This window comes from Pseudomonas fluorescens (genome assembly GCF_004683905.1).
Lineage (GTDB): Bacteria > Pseudomonadota > Gammaproteobacteria > Pseudomonadales > Pseudomonadaceae > Aquipseudomonas > Aquipseudomonas putida_A.
Window position 1 is genome coordinate 266766 of record NZ_CP038438.1, and the last position, 22928, is coordinate 289693.

A 22928-nucleotide genomic window follows, 5' to 3' on the forward strand; every position below is an offset into this window, starting at 1 on the left:
GTACACAGGAAGGAGTCTGCATGGCGAGTCCCGGATTGAAAACAGTTGTCGTGCTGAGCCTGCTCACGTTGCTGACCGCTTGCGGCAAGAAAGAAGCCCCGGCGGAGTACTTGCCACGGGTCTTTGTGCAAGAGGTCAAACCGGCGGACTATGCCGCTGCCGTGACTCTCACCGGTGACGTGCAGGCGCGGGTGCAGACCGAACTGTCGTTCCGGGTCGGTGGCAAGATCATTCAGCGCATGGTCGATGTCGGCGACCGGGTCAGCGCCAAACAGGTACTGGCCAAGCTCGATCCCAAGGATTTGCAGACCAACGTCGATTCCGCGCAAGCCCAGGTCATCGCCGAACAGGCGCGGGTCAAGCAGAGTGCGGCGGCGTTCGTGCGTCAGCAGAAGCTGCTGCCCAAGGGCTACACCAGCCAGAGCGAGTTCGATTCCGCACAAGCCGCCTTGCGCAGCAGCCAGAGCGCCCTGAGCGCGGCGCAGGCGCAACTGGCCAATGCCAAGGATCAACTCAGTTACACCTCGCTGGTCGCTGACGCCCCCGGCATCATTACCGAGCGCCAAGCCGAAGTCGGCCAGGTGGTCCAGGCCACCGCGCCGATTTTCAAACTGGCCCGCGATGGCGATCGTGACGCGGTGTTCAACGTTTATGAGTCGTTGCTTGCTGAGCGCCCGGCGGAGCGTTCGATTGTCGTCAGCCTGCTCGACAACCCCAACATCAAGACCACCGGCACCGTGCGTGAAATCACCCCGGCGGTTTCGGCGCAGTCTGGCACGGTGCAAGTCAAAGTCACCCTCGACAGCCTGCCGCAGGGTATGCAGCTCGGCTCGGTGGTCAGCGCCACGGCCAAGGGCAGCGGCAAGTCGGCGGTGGAATTGCCGTGGTCGGCGCTGACCAAAAACATCAGCGATCCGGCGGTGTGGATGGTTGACGACAAGGGCGAAGCGCAGCTGCACAACGTCACCGTCAGCCGCTACCTGATCGGCAAGGTCATCATCAGCGACGGCCTCAAGGGCGGTGAGAAAGTGATTGTCGCGGGTGGGCAACTGCTGCACCCGGGCATGAAAGTCGAAATCGCCGAAAACACCTACGAAGGTCTGCAACCGGGAGCGCAGCCATGAAGCGTCTGGGGCTGTTGTCCATCGGCGTGTTGCTGGCCGCCTGCTCGAAAAGCGAGCCGCCACCGGAGCCGGTGCGGCCGGTGCTGTCGATCAAGGTACAGGCGCTGAACGAGGAAACCCTTGGGCGTTTCGCCGGCAGCATTCAGGCGCGTTACGAGAGCAACACCGGGTTCCGTGTCGGCGGGCGCATTGCCAGTCGCAACGTCGATGTCGGCGCCGAGGTGCAAAAGGGAACGCTGCTGGCGACCCTCGACCCGTCCGATCAGCAGAACCAGTTGCGCTCGGCCCAGGGTGACCTGGCCAAGGTTCAGGCGCAACTGATCAACGCCCAGGCCAATGCCCGTCGGCAGCAGGCGCTGTTCGATCGCGGGGTTGGCGCGCAGGCGCAACTGGACATCGCCACCACCGACCTGAAAACCACCCAGGCCTCGCTCGATCAGGCGCGCGCGGCGGTCAACCAGAGCCAGGATCAACTCGGTTACACCGAATTGCGCGCCGACCACAAAGCCGTGGTCACCGCGTGGAATGCCGAGGCCGGGCAAGTGGTGACAGCAGGTCAGCAAGTGGTGACCCTGGCGCAACCGGACATCAAGGAAGCGGTGATCGATCTGCCGGACACGCTGGTCGATGAAATTCCTTCCGACGTGGTGTTTCTGGTGGCCGGGCAACTCGACCCGAGCATCAACACCACCGCAACCATTCGCGAAATCGAACCGCAGGCCCAAAGCGCCACGCGCACCCGCCGCGCACGGCTGACCCTGGCCAACACGCCGGACGGTTTCCGCCTCGGCACGGCGATCAGCGTGACCCTCAGTTCAGCGATCAAGCCGCGCATCGAATTACCTGCCACCGCCCTGCAGGAAGCCGACGGCAAGACCCGCATCTGGGTGATCGACACCCAAAGCAAAACCGTCGCTCCCCGTGACGTCAGCGTGATCAGCCGTACCGACGGCACGGTGGTGCTGGCCGGCGGGGTCAAGTCCGGCGAGCAGGTGGTCACCGCAGGCGTCAACAGTCTCAAACCCGGACAAGCCGTGAAACTCGACGAGGACAGTCAATGAAAGGCTCTTTCAATCTCTCCGAATGGGCCCTCAAGCATCAGTCGTTCGTCTGGTATCTGATGTTTGTCGCGCTGCTGATGGGGGTGTTTTCGTACTTCAATCTGGGCCGTGAAGAAGACCCCTCGTTTACCATTAAGACCATGGTCATCCAGACCAAATGGCCGGGCGCGACCCAGGAGGAAACCCTCAAGCAGGTTACCGATCGCATCGAGAAAAAGCTCGAGGAGCTCGACTCCCTCGACTACGTGAAAAGCTACACACGCCCCGGTGAATCTACGGTCTACGTGTACCTGCGCGACACCACCAGCGCCAAGGACATCCCGGAGATCTGGTACCAGGTGCGCAAGAAGATCGATGACATTCGCGGCCAGTTTCCCCAGGGCATTCAAGGCCCCGGGTTCAACGACGAGTTTGGCGATGTGTACGGCTCGGTCTACGCGTTTACCGCCGACGGCCTGACCATGCGCCAGTTGCGCGACTATGTGGAGCAGGCCCGCGCCGAGATTCGCAACGTCCCGGGGCTGGGCAAAATCGAAATGATCGGCCAGCAGGACGAAGTGATTTACCTGAACTTCTCCACCCGCAAACTCGCCGCGTTGGGCATCGACCAGCGTCAGGTGGTGCAGAGCCTGCAATCGCAGAACGCCGTGACCCCGGCGGGGGTGATCGAGGCCGGCCCGGAGCGCATTTCGGTGCGCACCTCGGGGCAGTTCGCTTCGGAGAAGGATCTGGCCGAGGTCAATCTCAAGCTCAATGACCGCTTCTATCGTCTGGCCGATGTCGCCGACATCAGTCGCGGTTACGTCGACCCGGCCACGCCGGAATTCCGTTTCGACGGCAAGCCGGCAATCGGTCTGGCGATTGCCATGCAGAAGGGCGGTAACGTCCAGGAATTCGGCAAGGCGCTGCACCAGCGGATCGACCAGATCACCGCTGATTTGCCGGTTGGCGTCGGCGTCCATACGGTGTCCGATCAGGCCGTGGTGGTGGAAGAGGCGGTCGGCGGTTTCACCAGTGCGCTGTTCGAAGCGGTGGTGATCGTGCTGGTGGTTAGCTTCATCAGCCTCGGCGTGCGCGCCGGGCTGGTGGTGGCGTGCTCGATTCCGCTGGTGCTGGCGATGGTCTTCGTGTTCATGGAATACAGCGGCATCACCATGCAGCGGATTTCCCTCGGGGCGCTGATCATCGCCCTTGGCCTGCTGGTGGACGACGCGATGATCACCGTGGAGATGATGGTCACGCGCCTGGAAATGGGTGAGACCAAGGAGCAGGCGGCGACATTCGCCTACACCTCGACGGCATTCCCGATGCTCACCGGTACGCTGGTGACCGTCGCCGGTTTCGTGCCCATCGGCCTCAACGCCAGCTCCGCCGGCGAGTACACCTTCACCCTGTTTGCGGTGATCGCGGTGGCGATGCTGGTGTCGTGGGTGGTGGCGGTGTTCTTTGCGCCGGTGATCGGCGTGCACATCCTCAGCACCAACGTGAAGCCCCATGAAGCCGAGCCGGGCCGCATCGGTCGGGCGTTCAACGGTGGTTTGCTGTGGTGCATGCGCAATCGTTGGTGGGCGATCGGCATCACCGTGCTGCTGTTTGTGCTGGCGGTGTTCTGCATGCGCTTTGTGCAGAACCAGTTCTTCCCGTCGTCGGATCGCCCGGAAATTCTCGTCGACCTGAACCTGCCGCAAAACGCCTCGATCGACGAAACCCGCAAGGCCGTGGACAAGCTCGAAGCCACGCTCAAGGGCGATCCGGACATCGTGCGCTGGAGCACCTACATCGGTCAGGGTGCGATCCGTTTCTACCTGCCGCTCGACCAGCAATTGCAGAACCCGTACTACGCGCAACTGGTGATCGTCAGCAAGGATTTCGAGGCCCGTGAGGCGCTGAGCCAACGCCTGCGCGAGCGTTTGCACAAAGACTTCGTCGGCATCGGCAGTTACGTGCAGGCGCTGGAAATGGGCCCGCCGGTGGGACGTCCGATTCAGTATCGGGTCAGCGGCAAGGACATCGATCAGGTGCGCAAGCACGCCATTGATCTGGCGACCGAGCTGGACAAGAACGAACACATCGGCGAGATCATTTACGACTGGAACGAGCCGGGCAAAGTCCTGCGCATCGACATCGCCCAGGACAAGGCGCGTCAGCTCGGGCTGTCCTCGGAAGATGTGGCGAAGTTGATGAACAGCATCGTCAGCGGCTCGCCGTTGACCCAGGTCAACGACGACATTTACCTGATCAACGTGGTCGGCCGGGCGGTGAACTCGGAACGCGGCACGCCGGAAACCCTGCAGAACCTGCAGATCGTCACACCCAACGGCACGTCGATTCCGCTGCTGGCGTTCGCCACTGTGCGTTATGAGCTGGAGCAGCCGCTGGTGTGGCGTCGCGACCGCTTGCCGACCATCACCATCAAGGCTTCGGTGCGTGATGAGATCCAGCCGACCGATCTGGTGAAACTGCTCAAGCCGTCGATCGATGCCTTCGCTGAAAAACTGCCGGTCGGCTACAAAGTCGCCACCGGCGGTACGGTCGAGGAAAGCGGCAAAGCCCAGGGACCGATCGCCAAGGTGCTGCCGTTGATGCTGTTTTTGATGGCGACCTTCCTGATGATCCAGCTGCACAGCGTGCAGAAGATGTTCCTGGTGGCGAGTGTCGCGCCGCTGGGGCTGATCGGCGTGGTGCTGGCGCTGGTGCCGACCGGGACGCCGATGGGCTTCGTGGCGATCCTCGGGATTCTGGCGCTGATCGGCATCATCATCCGCAACTCGGTGATTCTGGTGACGCAGATCGATGAGTTCGAGCGCAACGGCTCCGCGCCGTGGGATGCAGTGGTGGAAGCGACTGAGCACCGCCGCCGACCAATCCTGCTGACCGCGGCGGCGGCGAGCATGGGCATGATTCCGATTGCCCGGGAAGTGTTCTGGGGGCCGATGGCCTACGCGATGATTGGCGGGATCGTGGTGGCGACGTTGCTGACCCTGCTGTTTTTGCCGGCGCTGTATGTGGCCTGGTACAAGATTCGCGAACCGCAGAAAGAGACCCGCTAAAGAGCGAGCGATACGCACTCTATTCGCGAGCAAGCCCGCTCCCACAGGAGGTACGCATTCCAACTGTGGGAGCGGGCTTGCTCGCGAACGCGTCAGAACTGACTACGCAGATTTACGCCAGACGCTGGCCAGCCAAGGCTGTTGCTCGCGCGGCAATCCCGCCGGCCGGTAGTAATGCTCAAGCTCGACAAACCCCGCTGCCGTGAGCAACCCGCGCCACGCTTCCAGATCGTGGTACGAACCATAGCGCGGCCCGTTCCAGCCCTCACGGTTATCCCCGCGAGGATTGGAACTGAACAACACCCCGCCCGGTTTCAACGTGCCATGCAACTGCTTGAGCACTCGCGGCAACTCCTGCAACGGCACATGAAACAGCACCGCATTGGCGAAGATTCCGTCGAAGCGCTCGGCCGGCAGATCAAGTTTCAGAAAGTCCTGACACCACACTTCACAGCCACTGTCTTCGCGGGCCATCTGCGCAAATTTTTCCGCGCCATCGAGACCGACCGCGACATGGCCCAGGCGGGTGAACGCCTGCAAGTCGCGCCCCGGGCCGCAACCGAAATCGAGAATCGTGAACGGCGCAGTGCCGTGGATATGCCGTAGCAGCGCGTCGATGTTCTGGCTGACATCGTGGTCGCGGGTGCCTTCGCGGAAGTCTTCGGCCACCGAGTTGTAGTGGCCGAGGGTGGTGGCGGTGATCTGTTCCAGATCGGTGGGGGTTTGCTTCATGGTCGAGGGCTGCGCGGCAGTTGGGATTCGCCGAATATACGCCAACCAGCGGGGCCGCTGCGCAGCCCATCGCGAGCAGGCTCACTCCTACATTTGAAATGCGTCCCCTGTAGGAGTGAGCCTGCTCGCGATAGCGGTTTCAGAGGTGCGGCATGACTTAGCGCTTGTTCAGGCCCCGTGCCAGACGATCTCCACCCAACTGAATCACCGCCACCAACGCCACCAGCAACACAATCACCGTCAGCATGATCTGGCTGTCAAAGCGCTGATAGCCGTAGCGATAAGCGATGTCGCCCAGCCCCCCGGCACCAATCGCCCCGGCCATGGCTGACGAGTTGATCATGGTCACCAGCGTAATCGTGAACCCGCCGACGATCCCCGGCAGCGCTTCAGGCAACAGCACATGCCAGACGATGTGCCAGCGCCGGCAGCCCATGGCTTGCGCCGCCTCGATCAAGCCGTGATCGACCTCACGCAGACTCACTTCGGCAATCCGCGCAAAGAACGGCGTCGCGGCGATGGTCAGCGGCACCACCGCCGCCCACACACCGTACGTGGTGCCGACAATCAGTCGGGTAAATGGAATCAGCGCGACCATCAGAATCAGAAACGGGATCGAGCGGAACAGATTCACGAACGCGCCCAGCGCCCGGTTGAGCAGCGGCGCCTGGTAGATCCCGCCCTTGTCGCTGGTGACCAGAATCACCGCCATCGGGATCCCCACCAGCAACGCGATCAGCGACGACACGCCGACCATCAGGAAGGTGTCGATGAATCCCTGCAGCAAACGATCAAACCACATAACCCGATACCTCCACTCGTTGCGCCCACTGCCCGGCGCGCTCACGCAATTGTTCGGCGCTCAGGGCCGAGCCGCTGACCGCCAGCAACAGTTGTCCCAGCGCGTGGCCCTGAATCCGCTCAACGCCGCCCTGCAGCAACTTCACGCGTCCACCGAGGGCGGCGAACAGCGCCGCCAGATCCGGCTCGTCGGCGGCACTGCCAGTGAACTGCAAACGCAGCACCACCGCCGCGCCCGGGGAGGGTGGCTGAGCATGCAGACGGCTTTGCAATTCTTCCGGCAGTGCGTGTTGCAGCGGCGCGAGCAAGGTCTGGCTGACCTCGTGCTGCGGATTGCCGAACACTTCCCAGACCGGGCCTTGCTCAACGATCCGCCCGTGTTCCAGGACCACCACGCGGTCACAGATTTCGCGGATCACCGCCATTTCGTGGGTGATCAAAACAATCGTCAGGCCCAGGCGCTGATTGATCTCGCGCAGCAGGCCGAGGATCGATTGGGTGGTCTCCGGATCGAGCGCTGAAGTGGCCTCGTCGCAGAGCAGAATGTCCGGATCATGCACCAATGCGCGGGCGATGCCGACTCGCTGTTTCTGTCCACCGGAAAGCTGCGCCGGATAAGCCTTGTGCTTGGCTTGCAGGCCGACCAGTTCGAGCAGTTCACGGACCTTTTTTTCCCGCTGTTCCTTCGGCACGCCCGCGACTTTCAGCGGCAGTTCGACGTTCTGCCACACGGTCTTGGCCGACATCAGGTTGAAGTGCTGGAAGATCATGCCGATGCGCCGGCGCAGGGCGACCAGACGGTCTTCGTCGAACTCGCCGATGTCGACCTGATCGATCAGCACCCGCCCCGAAGTCGGTTGCTCCAGACGATTGATCGTGCGGATCAGCGACGACTTGCCGGCGCCGCTGCGACCGATGATGCCGAACACCTCGCCGCGCTGGATCGCCAGATCGATGCCTTGCAGGGCCGCGACCGGGCCTTGCCGACCCGCGTAGGTTTTACCCAGGCCGATGAAGCGCACATGGGCGCGATTCAGCTCGGGATGCAGTTCGGTTTTTTCAGCATTTTCTGGCTCTGGAATCTCCAGTCGCCGTTGGATCGCGGCCGTCATGTTCAGCTTTCCCAACCGGCCTGATACAGCTTGCCGTGAGCCTTATCCAGCGCGGCGCGAACGGCCGGCGAGTGCTGGTAGATGTCGACGAATTTGATCAGGCGCGGGTCGTCCTTGCTCTTGGGCTGGATGACGAACTGGATCACGTATTCCTTGTGGTCGAGACCGTCGAACAGCAGCGCCGAGCCGGCATCGAAGGTTTTCGCCAGACGGATGTAGGCCGGGTAGCCCTGGACCAGATCGGCGTCATCGTAGGCGCGCACCAGTTGCACGGCTTCGACTTGCAGGATCTTGATCTTCTTCGGGTTGGCGACGATGTCGTCTTCGGTGGCCTTGTAGCCGACCCCCGGTTTCAGGGTGATCAGACCAGCCTTGGCCAGCAGTTGCAGACCGCGACCGCTGTTGATCGGGTCGTTGGCGATGGCGACGCTGGCGCCTTCAGGCAACTCGTCGAAGCTTTTGTATTTTTTCGAATAGAGGCCGACGTTGTTGATGATCCCCGGGGCGAACGGCACCAGGTCAAAACCGGAGGCGGCCTTGGCGTTTTCGAGGAACGGGATGTGCTGGAAGTAATTCACATCGATGTCGCCGGCGGCGAGGCTGACGTTCGGTGCGATCCAGTCGGTGAACTCCACCAGCTCGACTTTCAGGCCTTGTTTGGAGGCCTCTTCGACGGCGGCTTCCAGTGGAATGGCGAACGCGGCGGTGGTGCCGATTTTAAGGGGTGCATCGGCGGCGAACACCGCCGAGCTGAACAGGCCGAAGGCCAGGGCCAGTGCTTTGACTGGGTGGGACAGAAGTTTCTTGGTCATGGTGATTTTTCCAGTCAGTGCATAAGTTTGTGGTGTCTATTTGGGCCTCTTCGCGAGCAAGCCCGCTCCCACATTTTGGAATGCGTTCCCCCTGTGGGAGCGGGCTTGCTCGCGAAGCTTTTAGTGGCGAAATGAAGACCCGATGTGTTGCTCTGGGAGTTGCGCCGCCCCGTGAAACAGCTTCTCGCGCAAACTGCCGCTGTCATACGCAGTCTTGTACGACCCACGCCGTTGCAGCTCCGGAATCACCAGCTCAATGAAATCGACATAGCTTTCCGGGGTCACGATGCGCGTCAGGTTGAAGCCGTCCAGCCCGGTTTCGGCGATCCACGCTTCCAGTTCATCCGCCACCTGCTCAGGCGAGCCGACCACGGTGATATAGCGGCCACCGAGGGCGTGCTGATCGAGCAATTTGCGTCGGGTCCAGTCGTTGTTCTGCAGGTTCTTGGTCGCGGACTGGATGGCATTGCTCTTGACGTACTGGATCGGTTCGTCGATTTCGTACTGGGAAAAGTCGATGCCGGTGGAGGCTGAGAAATGCGCGACGCCGGCCTCGGCGCTGGCATAACTCAGGTACTCGGCGTGCTTGGCCCACGCGGCTTCTTCGGTCGCGCCGACGATCACGTTGAGGCCCATGAACACCTTGATGTCCTCGGGATTGCGTCCGGCTTCGACGGCGCTGGCGCGGACCTTGTCCACCTGCACTTTGGTCGACGGCTTGTTCTGGCCGCTGATGAACACGCACTCGGCGTGACGCCCGGCGAACAGCAAACCACGATCAGAACTGCCGGCCTGGAACAGCACCGGCGTGCGCTGCGGCGACGGCTCGCAGAGGTGATAACCCTCGACCTGATAGAACTCGCCATGGTGTTCGACCTTGTGCACCTTCTCCGGCTGCGCATAGATGCGCTGCTCACGGTCATTGAGCACCGCGCCGTTTTCCCAACTGCCTTCCCAGAGTTTGTAGAGCACTTCGAGGTACTCGTCGGCCTGATCGTAGCGCCGGTCATGCTCGACCTGTTCGCGCAGGCCCATGGCCTTGGCGGCGCTGTCGAGGTAACCGGTGACGATGTTCCAGCCGACCCGACCACGACTCAGATGATCGAGCGACGACATGCGTCGGGCGAACAGATAGGGCGGCTCGTAAGTGAGGTTGGCGGTGAGGCCGAAGCCGAGATTTTTCGTCACGGCGGCCATTGCCGACACCAGCAGCAGCGGGTCGTTGACCGGCAACTGGATCGACTCTTTGAGCGTGACGTCCACCGAGTTCTGGTAGACGTCGTACACGCCGACGATGTCGGCGATGAACAGTCCGTCGAACAAACCGCGCTCCAGCAACTGCGCCAGCTCGGTCCAGTACTCGATGGTGTTGTAGCGCGTCGACGTGTCGCGTGGATGCGTCCACAGGCCGTGGTTGATGTGGCCGATGCAGTTCATGTTGAACGCGTTGAGCAGGATCTTCTTTTTTGCGGCGCTCATCAGATGGTTCCTCGCAGCGGAGGCTTTTCATCGTTGAGGTAGTAATTGCCCACCGCGTGATACTTCCAGCGCACCGGGTCGTGCAGGGTGTGCACCCGAGCGTTGCGCCAGTGGCGGTCGAGGCCGTGCTCGATCAGGGTCGCCTGACTGCCGGCCAGTTCGAACAGCGTGCTGCCGGCGGCAAGCGAGATTTCGGTGCTGATCGCCCGTGCTTCGGCGACGGCAATCGAGGCGGCAGCGACGGTTTCGGCATTGGTCTCGGCCTGGGCCTTGTCGAGGAATTCGCCGGAGCGTTCCAGCAGTGCTTCGGTGGCGTGCAGACGAATGCTCAAGTGGCCGAAGCTCTTCAGGGTCAGCGGGTCTTCGGTGGCCTTGTCGTTACCGGAGTCGATCCATGGCCGGGTCTTGCTGCGCACGAAGTGCAGCGCATCTTCATAAGCGGCGCGAGCGATGCCGGTGTCGATGGCGGCGTGAAGGATCTGCGCCAGCGGGCCGACCGTGGTCGGACGCTCGAAAGCGCTCTGAAACGGTATTACGTCCTCGGCGGCAACGTAGACGTCTTCGAACACCACGGATCCGCTGCCGGTGGTGCGCTGACCGAAACCACTCCAGTCGTCGATCACCGTCAGGCCCTTGCTGTCACGCGGGACGAAGGCCAGTTGCTGCACGCCATTTTCATCGACCACGGAGGTCGGGATACGCTGCGCGTAGATCGCGCCGGTCGCGTAAAACTTGCGCCCGTTGATGCGATAGCCGTCGCCGTCACGCTTGAGGCTGGTGACGCGGTCGTGGGCGGTTTTGGTACCGAGTTCCGCCAAGGCGTTGCCGAAGCGCTGGCCGGCCAGCACCTCGGCGTACAGCCGCTGTTTCTGCTCGTGGCTGCCGTTAACGCGCAGCACTTCAAGGGCGTAAAAGTGGTTTTGTGGAATCTGCCCGAGGGAGCCGTCAGCCTGAGCGATCAGGGCAATGACTTTGGCCAGGGTCACGTTGGACACGCCGGCGCCGCCATACTCCTTGGGGACGCTGATGCCCCACAGGCCGGAGCGGGAAAACACGTCGAGTTCCGGCAGTGGCAGGCGGCGTTCACGGTCGCGCACGGCACTGTCGCGTTTGAAATCTTCGGCCAGGTCGCTGGCGACGATCAGGGCTTGCTCATCGCTGGTGATGACCGCGACGGGGTGAGAATAAGTCATATGCTTCTCCAGATGTCTGGTCGTTAAATCCAGGAATGGCGAGCCGGTAGAGTGCCGTTGAGGCGATAGGCGCCGACCGCGTGATATTTCCAGCGCACCGGGTCGTGCAGGGTGTGCACCCGGGCGTTGCGCCAGTGGCGGTCGAGGTTGAATTCGGCGAGGGTCGCGCGGCTGCCGGCCAGTTCGAAGAGTTTTTCGCTGGCCAGCAGCGAGATCTCGGTAGTCAGCACTTTGGCTTCGGCCACCGCAATCGAAGCGCGGGCGGCGGACTCGGCGGTCAGCGGCGCGGCATGGACTTGGTCGAGCACTTTGCCGGCCTTGCGCAACAGTGCTTCAGCCGCGTGCAGTTCGATTTTCAGCTTGCCGATGTCGGCGATCACGTAGAGGTCATCGCTGGCGCGCTCGACCTTGGCTTCGATCCAGGGCCGCGCGCGGGTTTTGACGAACTCGATGGCATCGTCGATGGCGCCACGGGCGATGCCGGCGTCGATGGCTGCCTGAATCAGCTGCGACACGGCGCCTTGAGTATTGGGCTTCTCGTTGATTTTCCAGTTATCGACGACCAGGCTCGACTCGACGCGCACGTTGTTCAGCAGAATCGTGCCGCTGGCGGTGGTGCGCTGACCGAAGCCCGACCAGTCATCAACGATGCGCAGGCCCGGGGTGCCACGGCGGACGAAGGCCAGCACTTGTTTGCCGTCGTCATTGAGCGCCTTGACCGCCACCCAGTGCGCGAACAGCGCGCCGGTGGAGTAGAACTTCTGGCCGTTGATCACGTAATCGTCGCCGTCGGCGGTGATGCGCGCTTTCAATTCCAGGGTGTTTTTGGTGCCACGCTCAGGGCCGGCATTGCCGATCCGCCAACCTTCCAGAACACTCTGGAACAGCTGTTTTTTCTGCGCTTCGGTGGCGCTGCCGAGTACCAGATTGATAATGCCGAACTGGTTCTGCGGGATCTGTCCCAGCGCCGGATCGGCCGCGGAAATGATCGCGAACACTTCGGCCAATGTGACGAATGAAACCTGTGGGCCGCCGTACTCACGCGGGATGGCAATGCTGCCGAGGCCGCTGCGGGTGAACTGTTCGATTTCCGACCACGGCAGCTTGCGCTGGCGGTCGCGTTTGGCGGCCTGCACACGGGCGACTTGCGCCAGTTCGTGGGCAGCCTTGATGGCTTGGGCGTCGTTGCGCAAAACCTGCGCGGGCAACAACAGTGGGGCGATGTCCAGATCAGACTGGAGATTTGCGTCTGCCAGGCTGGACATCAGTGCCGCTCCTTGGCTGCACGCAATGCCCTGGCGATCTGCACTGGGGTGATTGTGTTCCGGACCATACTACCTACCTCACATCTCATGAAAAACGCCGCAAAAGTGCGGCGAACGAAAGAATGTCCGGTGGTCCGGTTCATATACCCTAAGCGTGTATAAATATTAAATAAACTAACTTTTAGGAATATGTATAGAAGGGGCGGTGGTCGGGTTGGTTAACAGTCTCTCAGCCGTGGCAATACAAACTGTGGTGAGGGGATTCATCCCCGACAGGCCGCGCAGCGGCCTTTTCTGAGTCATAAAAAACGGGATTGCTTCGCAGTCCATCGGGGCGGTGCGACGTTTCGCTAAATCACCTCACTACAAAGCCCCATGAGCACAGGAATGCGGCATCAATCCTTGGTCGATTCAGCAGCCTTCAGCGCTTGGCGCAGCGGCACCTTCAGATAAGGATTCACGCAACCGATCTTCAGCGTCCGGGGCGGCGCCCAGCGTGAGTTGTTGCCCACCCAGTCGATGACGCAGTAGGTCACGTCCAGGCGCAGATCCTCACCGCCCTCGACGATCACTGCCGGTGGCACCCAGACCTGAATCGGCAGGCCAACATCGGCAGCGGTGATCCGGGCCAGGTCCATACGCACGTCGCCCCAGCGCAAGGTGATGGCGTCGTCCTCGGCCATGTTCAGGTAGGGTTCGATGGTCAGCGGCACGCCGCGTTTGATCTGATTGGGGTTCACGCCCTGGCGGCGGATGGTGTCGGGCAGCGTGACGGGCGCCAGTTGCTGATTCTCGTCACCGCACAGCGGCGAAGGCTGGCCGCCGGGGCAGTCGAGCTTGACCTGAACCCGCGTTGCCGCCGACAGCGCCGGTCCCTGACCGATCTGCATCACTCGATAGTGAATCCGTGCGGTGCCACTGGCGATAAAGCTTTCCGGCACCCGCAGGCTGATCGAGGCGCCGACGTCTTCGCTGGTCAAGACTCGCGAGGCGACGTAGCAGTTGTTCCAGAACAGTTCGATCAGATCACCGGCGTCCATGCCGGAGTAGGGCAGGACATCGATCAGCAAATGCGCGGCAGCGGTCAGATTGATGGCGTTTTTGGATGCGGACGCCAGATTCGGCGCTGCCAGTTCGGGGGCGTGCGAAGTGCGGGTCATCGGGTTCTCTCCTTGAAGTCTTGCAGCGAATTCCGTTTCTTGAAACAACAAAAGGCGTGATGGATCGGTAATACAACCGTGAACATTGTTCGGGCTGAGTAAGCGTTGATTCAACTAATGGGTGCCGGTTGGCGACTAGATAAGAGCGTGCCGGAAAGAGTGTCAATAGAGTGCCTTAGTTAATCTGTGAATTACCGATTAATCAGAAGCGTCCTACGCTGATGAGGCATCCTGCCTAGCGGTGATGGCGAATGGAACTACGGTTTTTCGCGAGTTTTGCGATTTTTGTGCCGGTCGATTTAGATCATTTCACAGGCACGAAAGCGCGCCGCAGATTACTTGTATCTGTTGCAGAACATATATGTATTGTTTTGACAGGTTTAAGCTGGAGGGATTTGGAAGTTTTCAGGCGCGGTAAGTAAAACTTCCGTCCATGGAAGTTAATGACTCAAGGCAATAAGTATCTCAGGCGTGATTCAGGAACTTGCTGAGAAACTGTTTAGTGCGTTCTTCTTTCGGGTTGGCAAACAACGCCTTGGCTTCGCCTTGCTCGACGATCACGCCCTTGTCGAAAAACACCACACGGTTGGCCACGTCGCGGGCGAAACCCATTTCGTGGGTGACGATGACCATGGTGCGTTTTTCTTCAGCGAGACCGCGAATGGTCGCCAGTACTTCGCCCACCAGTTCCGGGTCGAGGGCCGAGGTCGGCTCGTCGAACAGGATCACTTCCGGCTCCATCGCCAGCGCCCGGGCAATCGCCACGCGCTGTTGCTGACCGCCGGACAGACGACGCGGATACGCATCTTCCTTGCCGGCCAGACCGACCTTGGCCAGCAGCTTCATGCCCAGGGCAACGGCTTGCTCGCGCGGCATCTTCTTGACCACGATCGGCCCTTCGATGACGTTTTCCAGTGCGGTGCGGTGGGGGAACAGGTTGAAGTTCTGGAACACGAAACCCACGTGCTGGCGCAGGTTACGCACCAGACTCTGCTGCTGGCTCAGCGGGCGGCTGGTATCGATCTCGATATCGCCGACCTTGATCCGGCCGCTGGTGGGCTCCTCAAGGAAATTCAGGCAGCGCAGGAACGTGGTCTTGCCCGAACCGCTGGGGCCGATGATGGCCACGACCTCGCCTTCCTTCACCTCAAGATCGATGCCCTTGAGCACCTCTTGACCCTTGAACTGCTTTGTCAGTTTTTCCACGACAATCATGGGGTCAGGACTCCTGGTCATGCCGATTGGCCCGCTCTTCCAACTTGTTCTGCAGGTGCGACAGCACCGTGGCCAGAATCCAGTAGATCAGCGCGGCGGCAAGATACATGGTGAAGACTTCGAAAGTCCGGGCGGTAATCAGTTGCGCCTGGCGGAACAGTTCCGGCACCTGAATGGTGGCGGCCAGTGCCGTGTCCTTGACCAGCGAAATGAAGCTGTTACCCAGTGGCGGCAGTGCCGTGCGCATGGCCTGCGGCAGAATGGCCCGGCGCAAGGTTTGCGCACGGGTCATGCCGATGCTCGCAGCAGCTTCCCACTGGCCGCGCTCGATCGAACCGATCGCGGCACGCAGGATTTCACAGGCATAAGCGGCCATGTTCAGCGAGAAGCCGATCAGCGCCGCTGGCAGTGGATCCAGTTCCAGACCCAATTGCGGCAAGCCGTAATAGATCACGAACAGTTGCACCAGCAACGGCGTGCCGCGAAAGAACGACACGTAGATGCGGGCAATCCAGCTCACCAGTTTGAAGCGCGACAGGCGCATCAAGGCCAAGCCGAAGCCCAGCAGCAAGCCGAAGAACATGCCGCCCAGACTGAGGATGACCGTGTAATACGCGCCCTTGAGCAGAAAGGGCGCGGAGTCCAGTGCGAGTTGGAAAGCTTCTTCCATTATTTGGTGACGTCAGCGTTGAAGTATTTCTTCGACAGCTTCTCAAGGGTACCGTCGGCACGCAGTTCGTCGAGAGCCTTGTTCACCGCAGCCAGCAGCTCAGGCTCGCCTTTGCGCAGGGCGATACCGGATTCCTGACGGGAGAACGCTTCACCGGCAGCCACGGTTTTCGGGGCTTTCTTGGCGTATTCAAGTGCAGCCAGACGGTCGATCAGGATGGCGTCGGTGCGGCCGTTGTTCAGGTCGGCGAACTTGGTCGGATCATCGTCGTAGGTACGCACGTCAGCGCCCGGCACGTTGGCGCGGACCCATTGTTCGTAGTTGGTGCCCAGGCCGACACCGACTTTCTTGCCGGACAGATCGGCGGCAGTCTTGATGTTCAACTTGGCTTCCTTGTCCTTCAGCACCAGCGCCTGAATCCCGGAAACGGTGTACGGCTCGGAGAAGTCATACTTCTTCTTGCGTTCGTCGGAGATGGTCACCTGGTTGACCACGACGTCGAGACGTTTGGATTCCAGCGCAGCGAGGATACCGTCCCACTTGGTTGGCTGAATCTTGGCTTTGACGCCGAGTTTCTGCGCCAGGGCTTCGGAGAGTTCGACTTCGAAACCGGACAGTTTGCCGTTCTCGTCAACGAAGCTGAACGGTGGATAAGTGCCTTCCAGGCCGACGTTGATAACGCCTTTGTCCTTGATCTGTTGCAGCTGCTCACCGGCGGATGCCTGGCCGATCAGGCCGGCGCTCAGTGCAAGGCCCAGCGAACCTACCAGCAGATTGCGACGTAGTGCGGAAAAATTCATGACAAGCCCCTGTGTTTTCTTATGGAAGACGCTTAAGGAAGGTTGGCGAATCCGGGAATTGAACGACTGCGTTATCGTGCCCTAAAGCAGCTTATGCGTCTTGCCCGAAATTCGCCTGCGGCGAGACTATAAGATGTCTGCTTTAGACTTGAAAATACTTAATGATCTTTCTGTTATTCCAATTTCGAATATATATGATCAATTGTGGCGAGGGGATTTATCCCCGATGGGGCGCGAAGCGGCCCTCTCTTCTGACTTGAAGAGCAGGGGACTGCTGCGCAGTCCAACGGGGATAAATCCCCTTACCACAGAAATTCTTGCAGCAGGGAGGATCAGCTTGTCAGCGAATCCTTATAGGCAAACAACGCCGGCGCCCCACCGGTATGCAGGAAGATGATCGGGCCCTCGTCGAAACGCTGGCGGCCGATCCCGTCGAGCAACCCGGCCATGGCCTTGCCGGTGTATACCGGGTCGAGCAGCACCGCGTCCTGACTGGCCAACAGTTTCACCGCCGCCAGTGTCCCGGCATTCGGTTCGCCGTAATGCGGGCCGAAGTATTCGTCCCACAACTCGACCTTGAAGTTCACTGGTAATTTCACACCCAGCAGCTCCGCCGTGCGTTCGGCCAGACCCTGCACTTTCGGGCGCTGATCTTCTTCGCTGCGCGAGACGGTCACGCCGATCACCGGCAACTGCGGCAGCGCTTCGCTCAAGGCCAGCGCCAGACCGCTGTGGGTCCCGGCGCTGCCCGAGGCCAGCACCACGGCGGCGAAATCGAGGCCGGTGTCCTTGATCTGTTCCGCCAGTTCCAGACCGGCACGTACGTAGCCCAATGCACCGAGGGCATTCGAGCCACCGATCGGCACCAGATACGGTTTTTTGCCATTGCTGCGCAGGCGCACAGCGAGTGCGGCGAGTTGTTCGTCGGCGTTATCGAGGTTGTCCACCAGCTCGACCTTGGTGTCGAACAGATCGAGCAGCAGGCGGTTGCCGTTGCCGGTGTAGTTGCTGTCGTCGGTGCCCAGCGGATTCTCCAGCAACGCCACGCAACCCAAGCCGAGTTTGGCCGCCAATGCGGCGGTCTGGCGTACGTGATTCGATTGCAAGGCGCCGGCGGTGATCAGCGTGTCGGCGCCCTGAGCGAGGGCATCGGCGGCGAGGTATTCGAGTTTGCGCAGCTTGTTGCCGCCCATGGCCAGCGGCGTCAGGTCATCGCGTTTGATGTACACATCGCGACCCAGCCAGGCGGATAGACGTTCAAGTTTTTCCAGCGGCGTGGGTTGGCCGAGCAGGTCGAGACGGTTAAAGCGATCCAGCTGTTGTTTGATCATGAGTCCGTACTGGCGGAGAAAGATGACAGGACTATAGGCACGCCGTTTTAGCGGGGCAACCGTGAATTGCTTATAGCCAAATGTGCTTAGTCCAGCACTATCGGTTCTTAATTCGCCCTCACGGGCATGCCGTAAAGTAGTCGCCGTTGACGCGGCCAGACCGTCCGGCCGCCCGTGAGGAGTCTTTACCGTGAGCGAGCGTTCCAGCCATTGGCAATTGCAGACCATCGTCAGCCAACTGCGTACCGCGCGGGATCAGTGGCGTACCCAGAATGGCCGGGCCAGCGGCGAGCAGGGTGGTCGCGAGTTACCGTCCCGCGCGGCGATGGCCGAGATTCTCGAGGCGCTGTGTGGTGCGTTGTTCCCAATGCGGCTGGGGCCGGTGGATCTGCGTGAGGAGAGTGAGGACTTCTATGTCGGTCACACCCTCGATACCTCATTGAATGCCTTGCTGGCGCAGGCGCGGCTGGAGTTGCGTTATGTCGCGCGGCACAGCGCTCAAGGCGATGCTGACGTCGAAGCTCAGGCGATCCGCATCATTCAGGATTTCGCCCTGGCCTTGCCGGGCCTGCGCAGCCTGCTCGATACCGACGTGCTGGCCGCCTATCACGGCGATCCGGCGGCGCGCAGCGTCGATGAAGTGTTGCTGTGCTATCCGGGAATTCTGGCGGTGATTCACCATCGTCTGGCGCACCATTTGTACCGCGCCGGGTTGCCGTTACTCGCGCGAATCAGCGCGGAGATTGCGCATTCGGCCACCGGCATCGATATCCATCCAGGCGCGCAGATCGGCCGCAGCTTTTTCATTGATCACGGTACCGGTGTGGTGATCGGCGAGACCGCGATCATTGGCGAGCGGGTGCGGATCTATCAGGCCGTGACTTTGGGCGCCAAGCGCTTCCCGGCGGATGAAGACGGGCAGTTGCAGAAGGGCCATCCACGCCATCCGATTGTCGAGGACGACGTGGTGATTTATGCCGGCGCGACAATTCTGGGACGGATCACCATCGGCCAGGGTTCGACCATCGGCGGTAATGTGTGGCTGACGCGCAGCGTGCCGGCAGGGAGTAACCTGACTCAGGCCAATCTGCAGCATGATGACGGGACGCAGAAGTAAAACATCAAAAGCCACCCTCACCCCAGCCCTCTCCCCGGGGGAGAGGGAGCCGACGGAGGTGTCTGGCGCTATACATCGACCTGAAAAAAACAGTCGATTATGGATTCGGTACAGCAAGATCAGGTCAGCGAAATTCTCAAGCATCCCCCAATCAGTCCCCTCTCCCCCCGGGAGAGGGTTAGGGTGAGGGCGCTTTTGACTTTGATTTTTCCACTGAACGAATCGTCCAAACCCCCGTCATACCCAACCTTGAGCTAGCGTACGAAGACTACCGCCTGGCCCTGCGATTAGTCCTTACCACCCTATCCATGTTTAACTTGAACGTTCATTCAAGTTAAACCGGTGGTTCGCTGCCCGCTCACAACAGGAGGCTTGCCTTTGCTGAGTCCGATCATTTCAGCCACGTTTCAACCCCTCGAGGTGCACGTTTCATGAGTGCATCGTCTACCCCCGCCAGCGGTCTGGTGCGCATGAATCCGCCGGTGTTCTACTTCGCCGCGACGGTGATTCTGCTGTTTGGTCTGGTTGTCATCGCCATGCCGGAGCAGGCCGGCGCCTGGTTGCTGGCTGCGCAAAACTGGGCGGCCAACACGGTCGGCTGGTACTACATGCTCGCGATGACGCTGTATCTGGTCTTCGTGGTGGTCACCGCGTTATCGGGCTACGGCAAGATCAAACTCGGTGCCGACCACGACGAACCCGAGTTCAGTTACCTGTCCTGGGCCGGCATGCTGTTTGCCGCCGGGATCAGCATCACGCTGTTTTTCTTTTGCGTATCCGAGCCACTGACGCACCTGGCCCAACCGCCGCAAGGCGAGGCCGGCACCGCCGATGCGGCGCGCCAGGCGATGCAGATTCTGTTTCTGCACTGGGGCCTGCACGGCTGGGGCGTGTTCGCTTTCGTCGGCATGGCGCTGGCCTATTTCGCCTACCGGCATAACCTGCCGCTGGCCTTGCGTTCGGCGCTGTACCCGCTGATCGGCAAGCGCATCAACGGCCCCATCGGCTACGCGGTGGACGGCTTCGGCATCATCGCCACGGTGTTCGGTCTGGGCGCCGACATGGGCTTCGGCGTATTGCACCTCAACTCCGGTCTGGACTACCTGTTCGGCATCGCACACACCCAGTGGATTCAGGTCGGCCTGATCACGCTGATGATGGGTGCGGCGATCATCGTCGCCGTGTCGGGTGTGGACAAGGGTGTGCGGGTGATGTCCGACATCAACATGCTGCTGGCCTGTGCGCTGCTGCTGTTCGTGTTGTTCGCAGGTCCCACCCAGCACCTGCTCAACACGCTGATCCAGAACCTCGGCGATTACCTCGGCGCGTTGCCGATGAAGAGTTTCGACCTCTATGCCTACGACAAACCGAGCGACTGGCTCGGCGGCTGGACGGTGTTCTACTGGGCCTGGTGGATTGCATGGTCGCCGTTCGTGGGACTGTTCATCGCGCGGATTTCCCGTGGCCGGACCATCCGCGAATTCGTCTTCGGCGTGCTGCTGATTCCGCTCGGTTTCACCCTGGCGTGGATGTCGATTTTCGGCAACAGCGCCATCGATCAGGTGCTCAACCACGGCATGTCGGCGCTGGGCATGTCGGCCCTCGACAATCCGTCGATGAGCCTTTACCTGCTGCTGGAAACCTACCCGTGGAGCAAGACTGTCATCGCGGTGACGGTGTTCATCAGCTTCGTGTTTTTCGTCACTTCCGCCGACTCCGGCACAGTGGTGCTTTCGACCCTGTCGGCCAAGGGCGGCAACCCGGACGAAGACGGGCCGAAATGGCTGCGAGTGTTCTGGGGCGCGATGACCGCGCTGGTGACCAGTGCGCTGCTGTTCTCCGGCAGTATCGATGCGCTGAAATCGGCGGTGGTGCTGACCTCGTTGCCGTTCTCGATGATTTTGCTGCTGATGATGTGGGGCCTGCACAAGGCGTTCTATCTGGAATCGCAGAAGCAGATCGCGCAACTGCATTCGCTGGCACCGGTCTCCGGTTCGCGGCGTGGCACGGGCGGCTGGCGCCAGCGTCTGAGTCAGGCGGTGCACTTCCCGTCGCGTGACGAGGTGTACCGCTTCATGGACACCACGGTGCGCCCGGCGATTGAAGAAGTGACGGCGGTATTCGTTGAGAAGGGCTTGAACGTGGTCACTCAGCCGGATCCGGCGCACGACAACATCAGCCTGGAAATCGGCCACGGTGAGCAGCATCCGTTCATCTATCAGGTGCAGATGCGCGGCTATTTCACGCCGTCGTTTGCTCGGGGTGGCATGGGGTCCAAGCAACTCAACAACCGTCGCTATTACCGCGCTGAAGTGCACTTGAGCGAGGGCAGTCAGGACTACGATCTGGTCGGCTACACCAAAGAGCAGATCATCAACGACATCCTCGACCAGTACGAACGCCACATGCAGTTCCTGCATCTGGTGCGTTGATCGACAACTGAGCGCCGGGACGTTTCACGACTCGGCGCTCAGCACCATGAACAACACCATCGCCGCCATCGGCACCCCGAACACCGCACTGCCCACCGCGATCTCCGAACCCAGCGGCTGCCCGGCATGCACCACCCCCACCGCACCATTGATCACCGTCAACGCCAGCCACAGCGCGGCGAAGCTGTAGGCCAGGGTCTGCCGGCTGAAGCCAATGCGCTCGCCGATGTAGAGCATCAGGGCGAGCAGGACCAGGCCGAAGAAGATGATGATTGCGGTGTGCATAGGCGTGCCTGCGGGTCATGCGGTGCTTGATCGGACGCTTTCGCGGGCAAGCCCGCTCCCACAGTGATCTCGGTCATTCACAGATTCTTTGTACAACCAAAATCCTGTGGGAGCGGGCTTGCCCGCGAAGGGGCCACCTCGGTGTTACTTGGAGCATAGCCAATCCAGCCTAGGCCATTTTGGTCAGGTGCTCTCGCGCTCGATCACATTGCACTGCAACAGATTCAGGCGCTGCACATCATCGCTCGGCAACACACCAAGGCTTTCCAATACCCGCGTTGCCGCCAGTACGCCGATCTCCAGTGCCGGTGGCTTGATCGTGCTCAGGCTGGGCAACAGCATCTCGGCGAACGGGTAATCGCCGAAGCCGAGCACGGCGCAGTCTTCGGGGATCTTGATGCCTGCGCGTTGCCCGGCGAGCAAGCCGCCGGCGGCGAGGTTGTCGTTGGCGAAGATGATCGCGTCGGGGCGCGGGGAGGCGTTCATCAGCGCTTCCATCGCTTGCTTGCCGGCTTCGAACGGCGCGCGGTCGGCGTCCGGGGCGAATACCCACGGCGGCAGTCCGAACTCGCGCACGGTGGCGGCGTAACCGTCGCGACGTTCGAGGGCACTGAGGTCACCAGGGGCGCTGTTCTGCACGAAGGCGATGCGGCGATAGCCTTTGTCATGCAGATAACGCGCAGCGGTCACGCCGACTTCATAGTGCGAAAAGCCGATCTGCATCGGCTCGCGATCCGGCTGGTAATCCCAGGTTTCGATTACCGAAACGTCCGCTTCGGCGATCATCTTTTCCGTGCCCGCACTGTGGAAATGGCTGGTCAGCACCAACGCTGCCGGCGACCAGCCGAGAAATGCGCGCACGGCGTTTTCTTCCTGGTCGGTACTGAAGTAACTCGACGCCAGCAGCAGTTGATAACCGTGGCGGCTGAGGGTGTCGCTGAAACCCTGAATGGTGTTGGCAAAGATCGGCCCGGAGATGTTCGGAATCACCATGCCGACGATTTTGCCCCGCGCCGAGGCCAGCCCGCCGGCCACCAGGTTCGGCACGTAACCCAATTCGGCGACCACCGCCGCAATCCGCTCGCGGCGCTCCGGCGAGACGGTTTCCGGCTGATTGAAATAGCGCGACACGGTAATCGCCGACACCCCGGCCTCGCGCGCTACCGCATTCAGAGTCACGCGTCCGGCGCCACGGCGTTTGCGGGGCTTTTCCTGGCTCAAGGCTTGATCCTTCTTAAAAACCAAAACGCATATAAAAGTAATTTTTCAGTATTGGACGCTCTATGCCG

Annotated in this window: 19 protein-coding genes; 5 read left to right on the plus strand and 14 right to left on the minus strand. The window is 61.1% G+C overall.

Translation table 11 applies throughout. The features are described 5' to 3' along the window. Positions 1-20 precede the first annotated feature (20 nt). Genes E4T63_RS01185 through E4T63_RS01195 form a run of 3 tightly spaced genes read left to right on the plus strand, consistent with a single transcriptional unit; the run spans position 21 to position 5235 of the window. Positions 21-1124, plus strand: a complete 1104-nt coding sequence (locus tag E4T63_RS01185; protein ID WP_096797448.1) for an efflux RND transporter periplasmic adaptor subunit — start codon at positions 21-23, stop codon at positions 1122-1124. Further along, the gene (locus E4T63_RS01190) at positions 1121-2185 is read left to right on the plus strand and encodes an efflux RND transporter periplasmic adaptor subunit (protein WP_135294733.1); all 1065 of its coding nucleotides are present in this window, start codon (positions 1121-1123) and stop codon (positions 2183-2185) included. The genes E4T63_RS01185 and E4T63_RS01190 overlap by 4 nt, the downstream gene beginning before the upstream one ends. After that, the gene (locus E4T63_RS01195; RefSeq protein ID WP_027611180.1) at positions 2182-5235 is read left to right on the plus strand and encodes an efflux RND transporter permease subunit; all 3054 of its coding nucleotides are present in this window, start codon (positions 2182-2184) and stop codon (positions 5233-5235) included. The genes E4T63_RS01190 and E4T63_RS01195 overlap by 4 nt, the downstream gene beginning before the upstream one ends. Positions 5236-5337: 102 nt before the next feature. Here E4T63_RS01195 and E4T63_RS01200 read toward each other — a convergent pair whose 3' ends face one another. The 12 genes from E4T63_RS01200 to E4T63_RS01255 all read right to left on the minus strand — a co-directional run bounded on the left by E4T63_RS01200 (position 5338) and on the right by E4T63_RS01255 (position 17805). After that, entirely contained in the window at positions 5338-5967 is a 630-nt protein-coding gene (locus tag E4T63_RS01200; protein ID WP_098966646.1) for a class I SAM-dependent methyltransferase, read from the minus strand. A 157-nt stretch (positions 5968-6124) separates the two neighbouring features. Next, positions 6125-6769 (minus strand): methionine ABC transporter permease, encoded by a 645-nt coding sequence (locus tag E4T63_RS01205; RefSeq protein WP_027611182.1) that lies wholly within the window; start codon positions 6767-6769, stop codon positions 6125-6127. Beyond that, on the minus strand, positions 6759-7880 hold the full coding sequence (locus E4T63_RS01210) for a methionine ABC transporter ATP-binding protein (RefSeq protein ID WP_135294734.1): 1122 nt from the start codon (positions 7878-7880) through the stop codon (positions 6759-6761). The genes E4T63_RS01205 and E4T63_RS01210 overlap by 11 nt, the downstream gene beginning before the upstream one ends. A gap of 2 nt (positions 7881-7882) precedes the next feature. After that, positions 7883-8692, minus strand: a complete 810-nt coding sequence (locus tag E4T63_RS01215; protein WP_098966650.1) for a MetQ/NlpA family ABC transporter substrate-binding protein — start codon at positions 8690-8692, stop codon at positions 7883-7885. 120 nt (positions 8693-8812) lie between these two features. Next, entirely contained in the window at positions 8813-10171 is a 1359-nt protein-coding gene (locus tag E4T63_RS01220; RefSeq protein ID WP_134785178.1) for an LLM class flavin-dependent oxidoreductase, read from the minus strand. Then, a complete protein-coding gene (locus E4T63_RS01225; protein ID WP_135294735.1) occupies positions 10171-11364 on the minus strand; it encodes an SfnB family sulfur acquisition oxidoreductase in 1194 nt (397 codons plus the stop codon). The genes E4T63_RS01220 and E4T63_RS01225 overlap by 1 nt, the downstream gene beginning before the upstream one ends. 23 nt (positions 11365-11387) lie before the next feature. Next, positions 11388-12629, minus strand: a complete 1242-nt coding sequence (locus tag E4T63_RS01230) for an SfnB family sulfur acquisition oxidoreductase (protein ID WP_135294736.1) — start codon at positions 12627-12629, stop codon at positions 11388-11390. A 395-nt stretch (positions 12630-13024) separates the two neighbouring features. Then, positions 13025-13789, minus strand: coding sequence for a hypothetical protein (locus E4T63_RS01235; protein WP_098966657.1), 765 nt, complete (start codon positions 13787-13789; stop codon positions 13025-13027). A gap of 465 nt (positions 13790-14254) precedes the next feature. After that, the gene (gene tcyN, locus E4T63_RS01240) at positions 14255-15004 is read right to left on the minus strand and encodes an L-cystine ABC transporter ATP-binding protein TcyN (RefSeq protein ID WP_123585659.1); all 750 of its coding nucleotides are present in this window, start codon (positions 15002-15004) and stop codon (positions 14255-14257) included. A 4-nt stretch (positions 15005-15008) separates the two neighbouring features. Next, positions 15009-15674 carry a cystine ABC transporter permease gene (gene tcyL, locus E4T63_RS01245; protein WP_003220607.1) on the minus strand — a complete coding sequence of 222 codons (666 nt, stop codon included), beginning with the start codon at positions 15672-15674 and terminating at the stop codon, positions 15009-15011. After that, positions 15674-16474 carry a cystine ABC transporter substrate-binding protein gene (gene tcyJ, locus E4T63_RS01250; RefSeq protein WP_098966660.1) on the minus strand — a complete coding sequence of 267 codons (801 nt, stop codon included), beginning with the start codon at positions 16472-16474 and terminating at the stop codon, positions 15674-15676. The genes tcyL and tcyJ overlap by 1 nt, the downstream gene beginning before the upstream one ends. Positions 16475-16806: 332 nt before the next feature. After that, positions 16807-17805 (minus strand): D-cysteine desulfhydrase, encoded by a 999-nt coding sequence (locus E4T63_RS01255; protein ID WP_135294737.1) that lies wholly within the window; start codon positions 17803-17805, stop codon positions 16807-16809. A 190-nt stretch (positions 17806-17995) separates the two neighbouring features. Between E4T63_RS01255 and epsC the strand changes: the two genes are divergently transcribed. Then, positions 17996-18922, plus strand: coding sequence for a serine O-acetyltransferase EpsC (epsC, locus tag E4T63_RS01260; RefSeq protein WP_095137901.1), 927 nt, complete (start codon positions 17996-17998; stop codon positions 18920-18922). A 470-nt stretch (positions 18923-19392) separates the two neighbouring features. Then, positions 19393-21354, plus strand: coding sequence for a choline transporter BetT (gene betT / locus E4T63_RS01265; protein ID WP_167734187.1), 1962 nt, complete (start codon positions 19393-19395; stop codon positions 21352-21354). Between the two features lie 24 nt (positions 21355-21378). Here betT and E4T63_RS01270 read toward each other — a convergent pair whose 3' ends face one another. Next, on the minus strand, positions 21379-21639 hold the full coding sequence (locus E4T63_RS01270; RefSeq protein WP_025110994.1) for a hypothetical protein: 261 nt from the start codon (positions 21637-21639) through the stop codon (positions 21379-21381). Positions 21640-21822: 183 nt separating this feature from the next. Continuing rightward, the gene (locus E4T63_RS01275; protein ID WP_135294738.1) at positions 21823-22860 is read right to left on the minus strand and encodes a LacI family DNA-binding transcriptional regulator; all 1038 of its coding nucleotides are present in this window, start codon (positions 22858-22860) and stop codon (positions 21823-21825) included. Positions 22861-22928 lie beyond the last annotated feature (68 nt).

Bases quoted from the DNA above. Each gene is read 5' to 3' on its own strand.
- E4T63_RS01185 (WP_096797448.1), top strand. From the start codon at position 21: ATGGCGAGTCCCGGATTGAAAACAGTTGTCGTGCTGAGCCTGCTCACG.
- E4T63_RS01190 (WP_135294733.1), top strand. From the start codon at position 1,121: ATGAAGCGTCTGGGGCTGTTGTCCATCGGCGTGTTGCTGGCCGCCTGC.
- E4T63_RS01195 (WP_027611180.1), top strand. From the start codon at position 2,182: ATGAAAGGCTCTTTCAATCTCTCCGAATGGGCCCTCAAGCATCAGTCG.
- E4T63_RS01200 (WP_098966646.1), bottom strand. From the start codon at position 5,967: ATGAAGCAAACCCCCACCGATCTGGAACAGATCACCGCCACCACCCTC.
- E4T63_RS01205 (WP_027611182.1), bottom strand. From the start codon at position 6,769: ATGTGGTTTGATCGTTTGCTGCAGGGATTCATCGACACCTTCCTGATG.
- E4T63_RS01210 (WP_135294734.1), bottom strand. From the start codon at position 7,880: ATGACGGCCGCGATCCAACGGCGACTGGAGATTCCAGAGCCAGAAAAT.
- E4T63_RS01215 (WP_098966650.1), bottom strand. From the start codon at position 8,692: ATGACCAAGAAACTTCTGTCCCACCCAGTCAAAGCACTGGCCCTGGCC.
- E4T63_RS01220 (WP_134785178.1), bottom strand. From the start codon at position 10,171: ATGAGCGCCGCAAAAAAGAAGATCCTGCTCAACGCGTTCAACATGAAC.
- E4T63_RS01225 (WP_135294735.1), bottom strand. From the start codon at position 11,364: ATGACTTATTCTCACCCCGTCGCGGTCATCACCAGCGATGAGCAAGCC.
- E4T63_RS01230 (WP_135294736.1), bottom strand. From the start codon at position 12,629: ATGTCCAGCCTGGCAGACGCAAATCTCCAGTCTGATCTGGACATCGCC.
- E4T63_RS01235 (WP_098966657.1), bottom strand. From the start codon at position 13,789: ATGACCCGCACTTCGCACGCCCCCGAACTGGCAGCGCCGAATCTGGCG.
- tcyN (WP_123585659.1), bottom strand. From the start codon at position 15,004: ATGATTGTCGTGGAAAAACTGACAAAGCAGTTCAAGGGTCAAGAGGTG.
- tcyL (WP_003220607.1), bottom strand. From the start codon at position 15,674: ATGGAAGAAGCTTTCCAACTCGCACTGGACTCCGCGCCCTTTCTGCTC.
- tcyJ (WP_098966660.1), bottom strand. From the start codon at position 16,474: ATGAATTTTTCCGCACTACGTCGCAATCTGCTGGTAGGTTCGCTGGGC.
- E4T63_RS01255 (WP_135294737.1), bottom strand. From the start codon at position 17,805: ATGATCAAACAACAGCTGGATCGCTTTAACCGTCTCGACCTGCTCGGC.
- betT (WP_167734187.1), top strand. From the start codon at position 19,393: ATGAATCCGCCGGTGTTCTACTTCGCCGCGACGGTGATTCTGCTGTTT.
- E4T63_RS01270 (WP_025110994.1), bottom strand. From the start codon at position 21,639: ATGCACACCGCAATCATCATCTTCTTCGGCCTGGTCCTGCTCGCCCTG.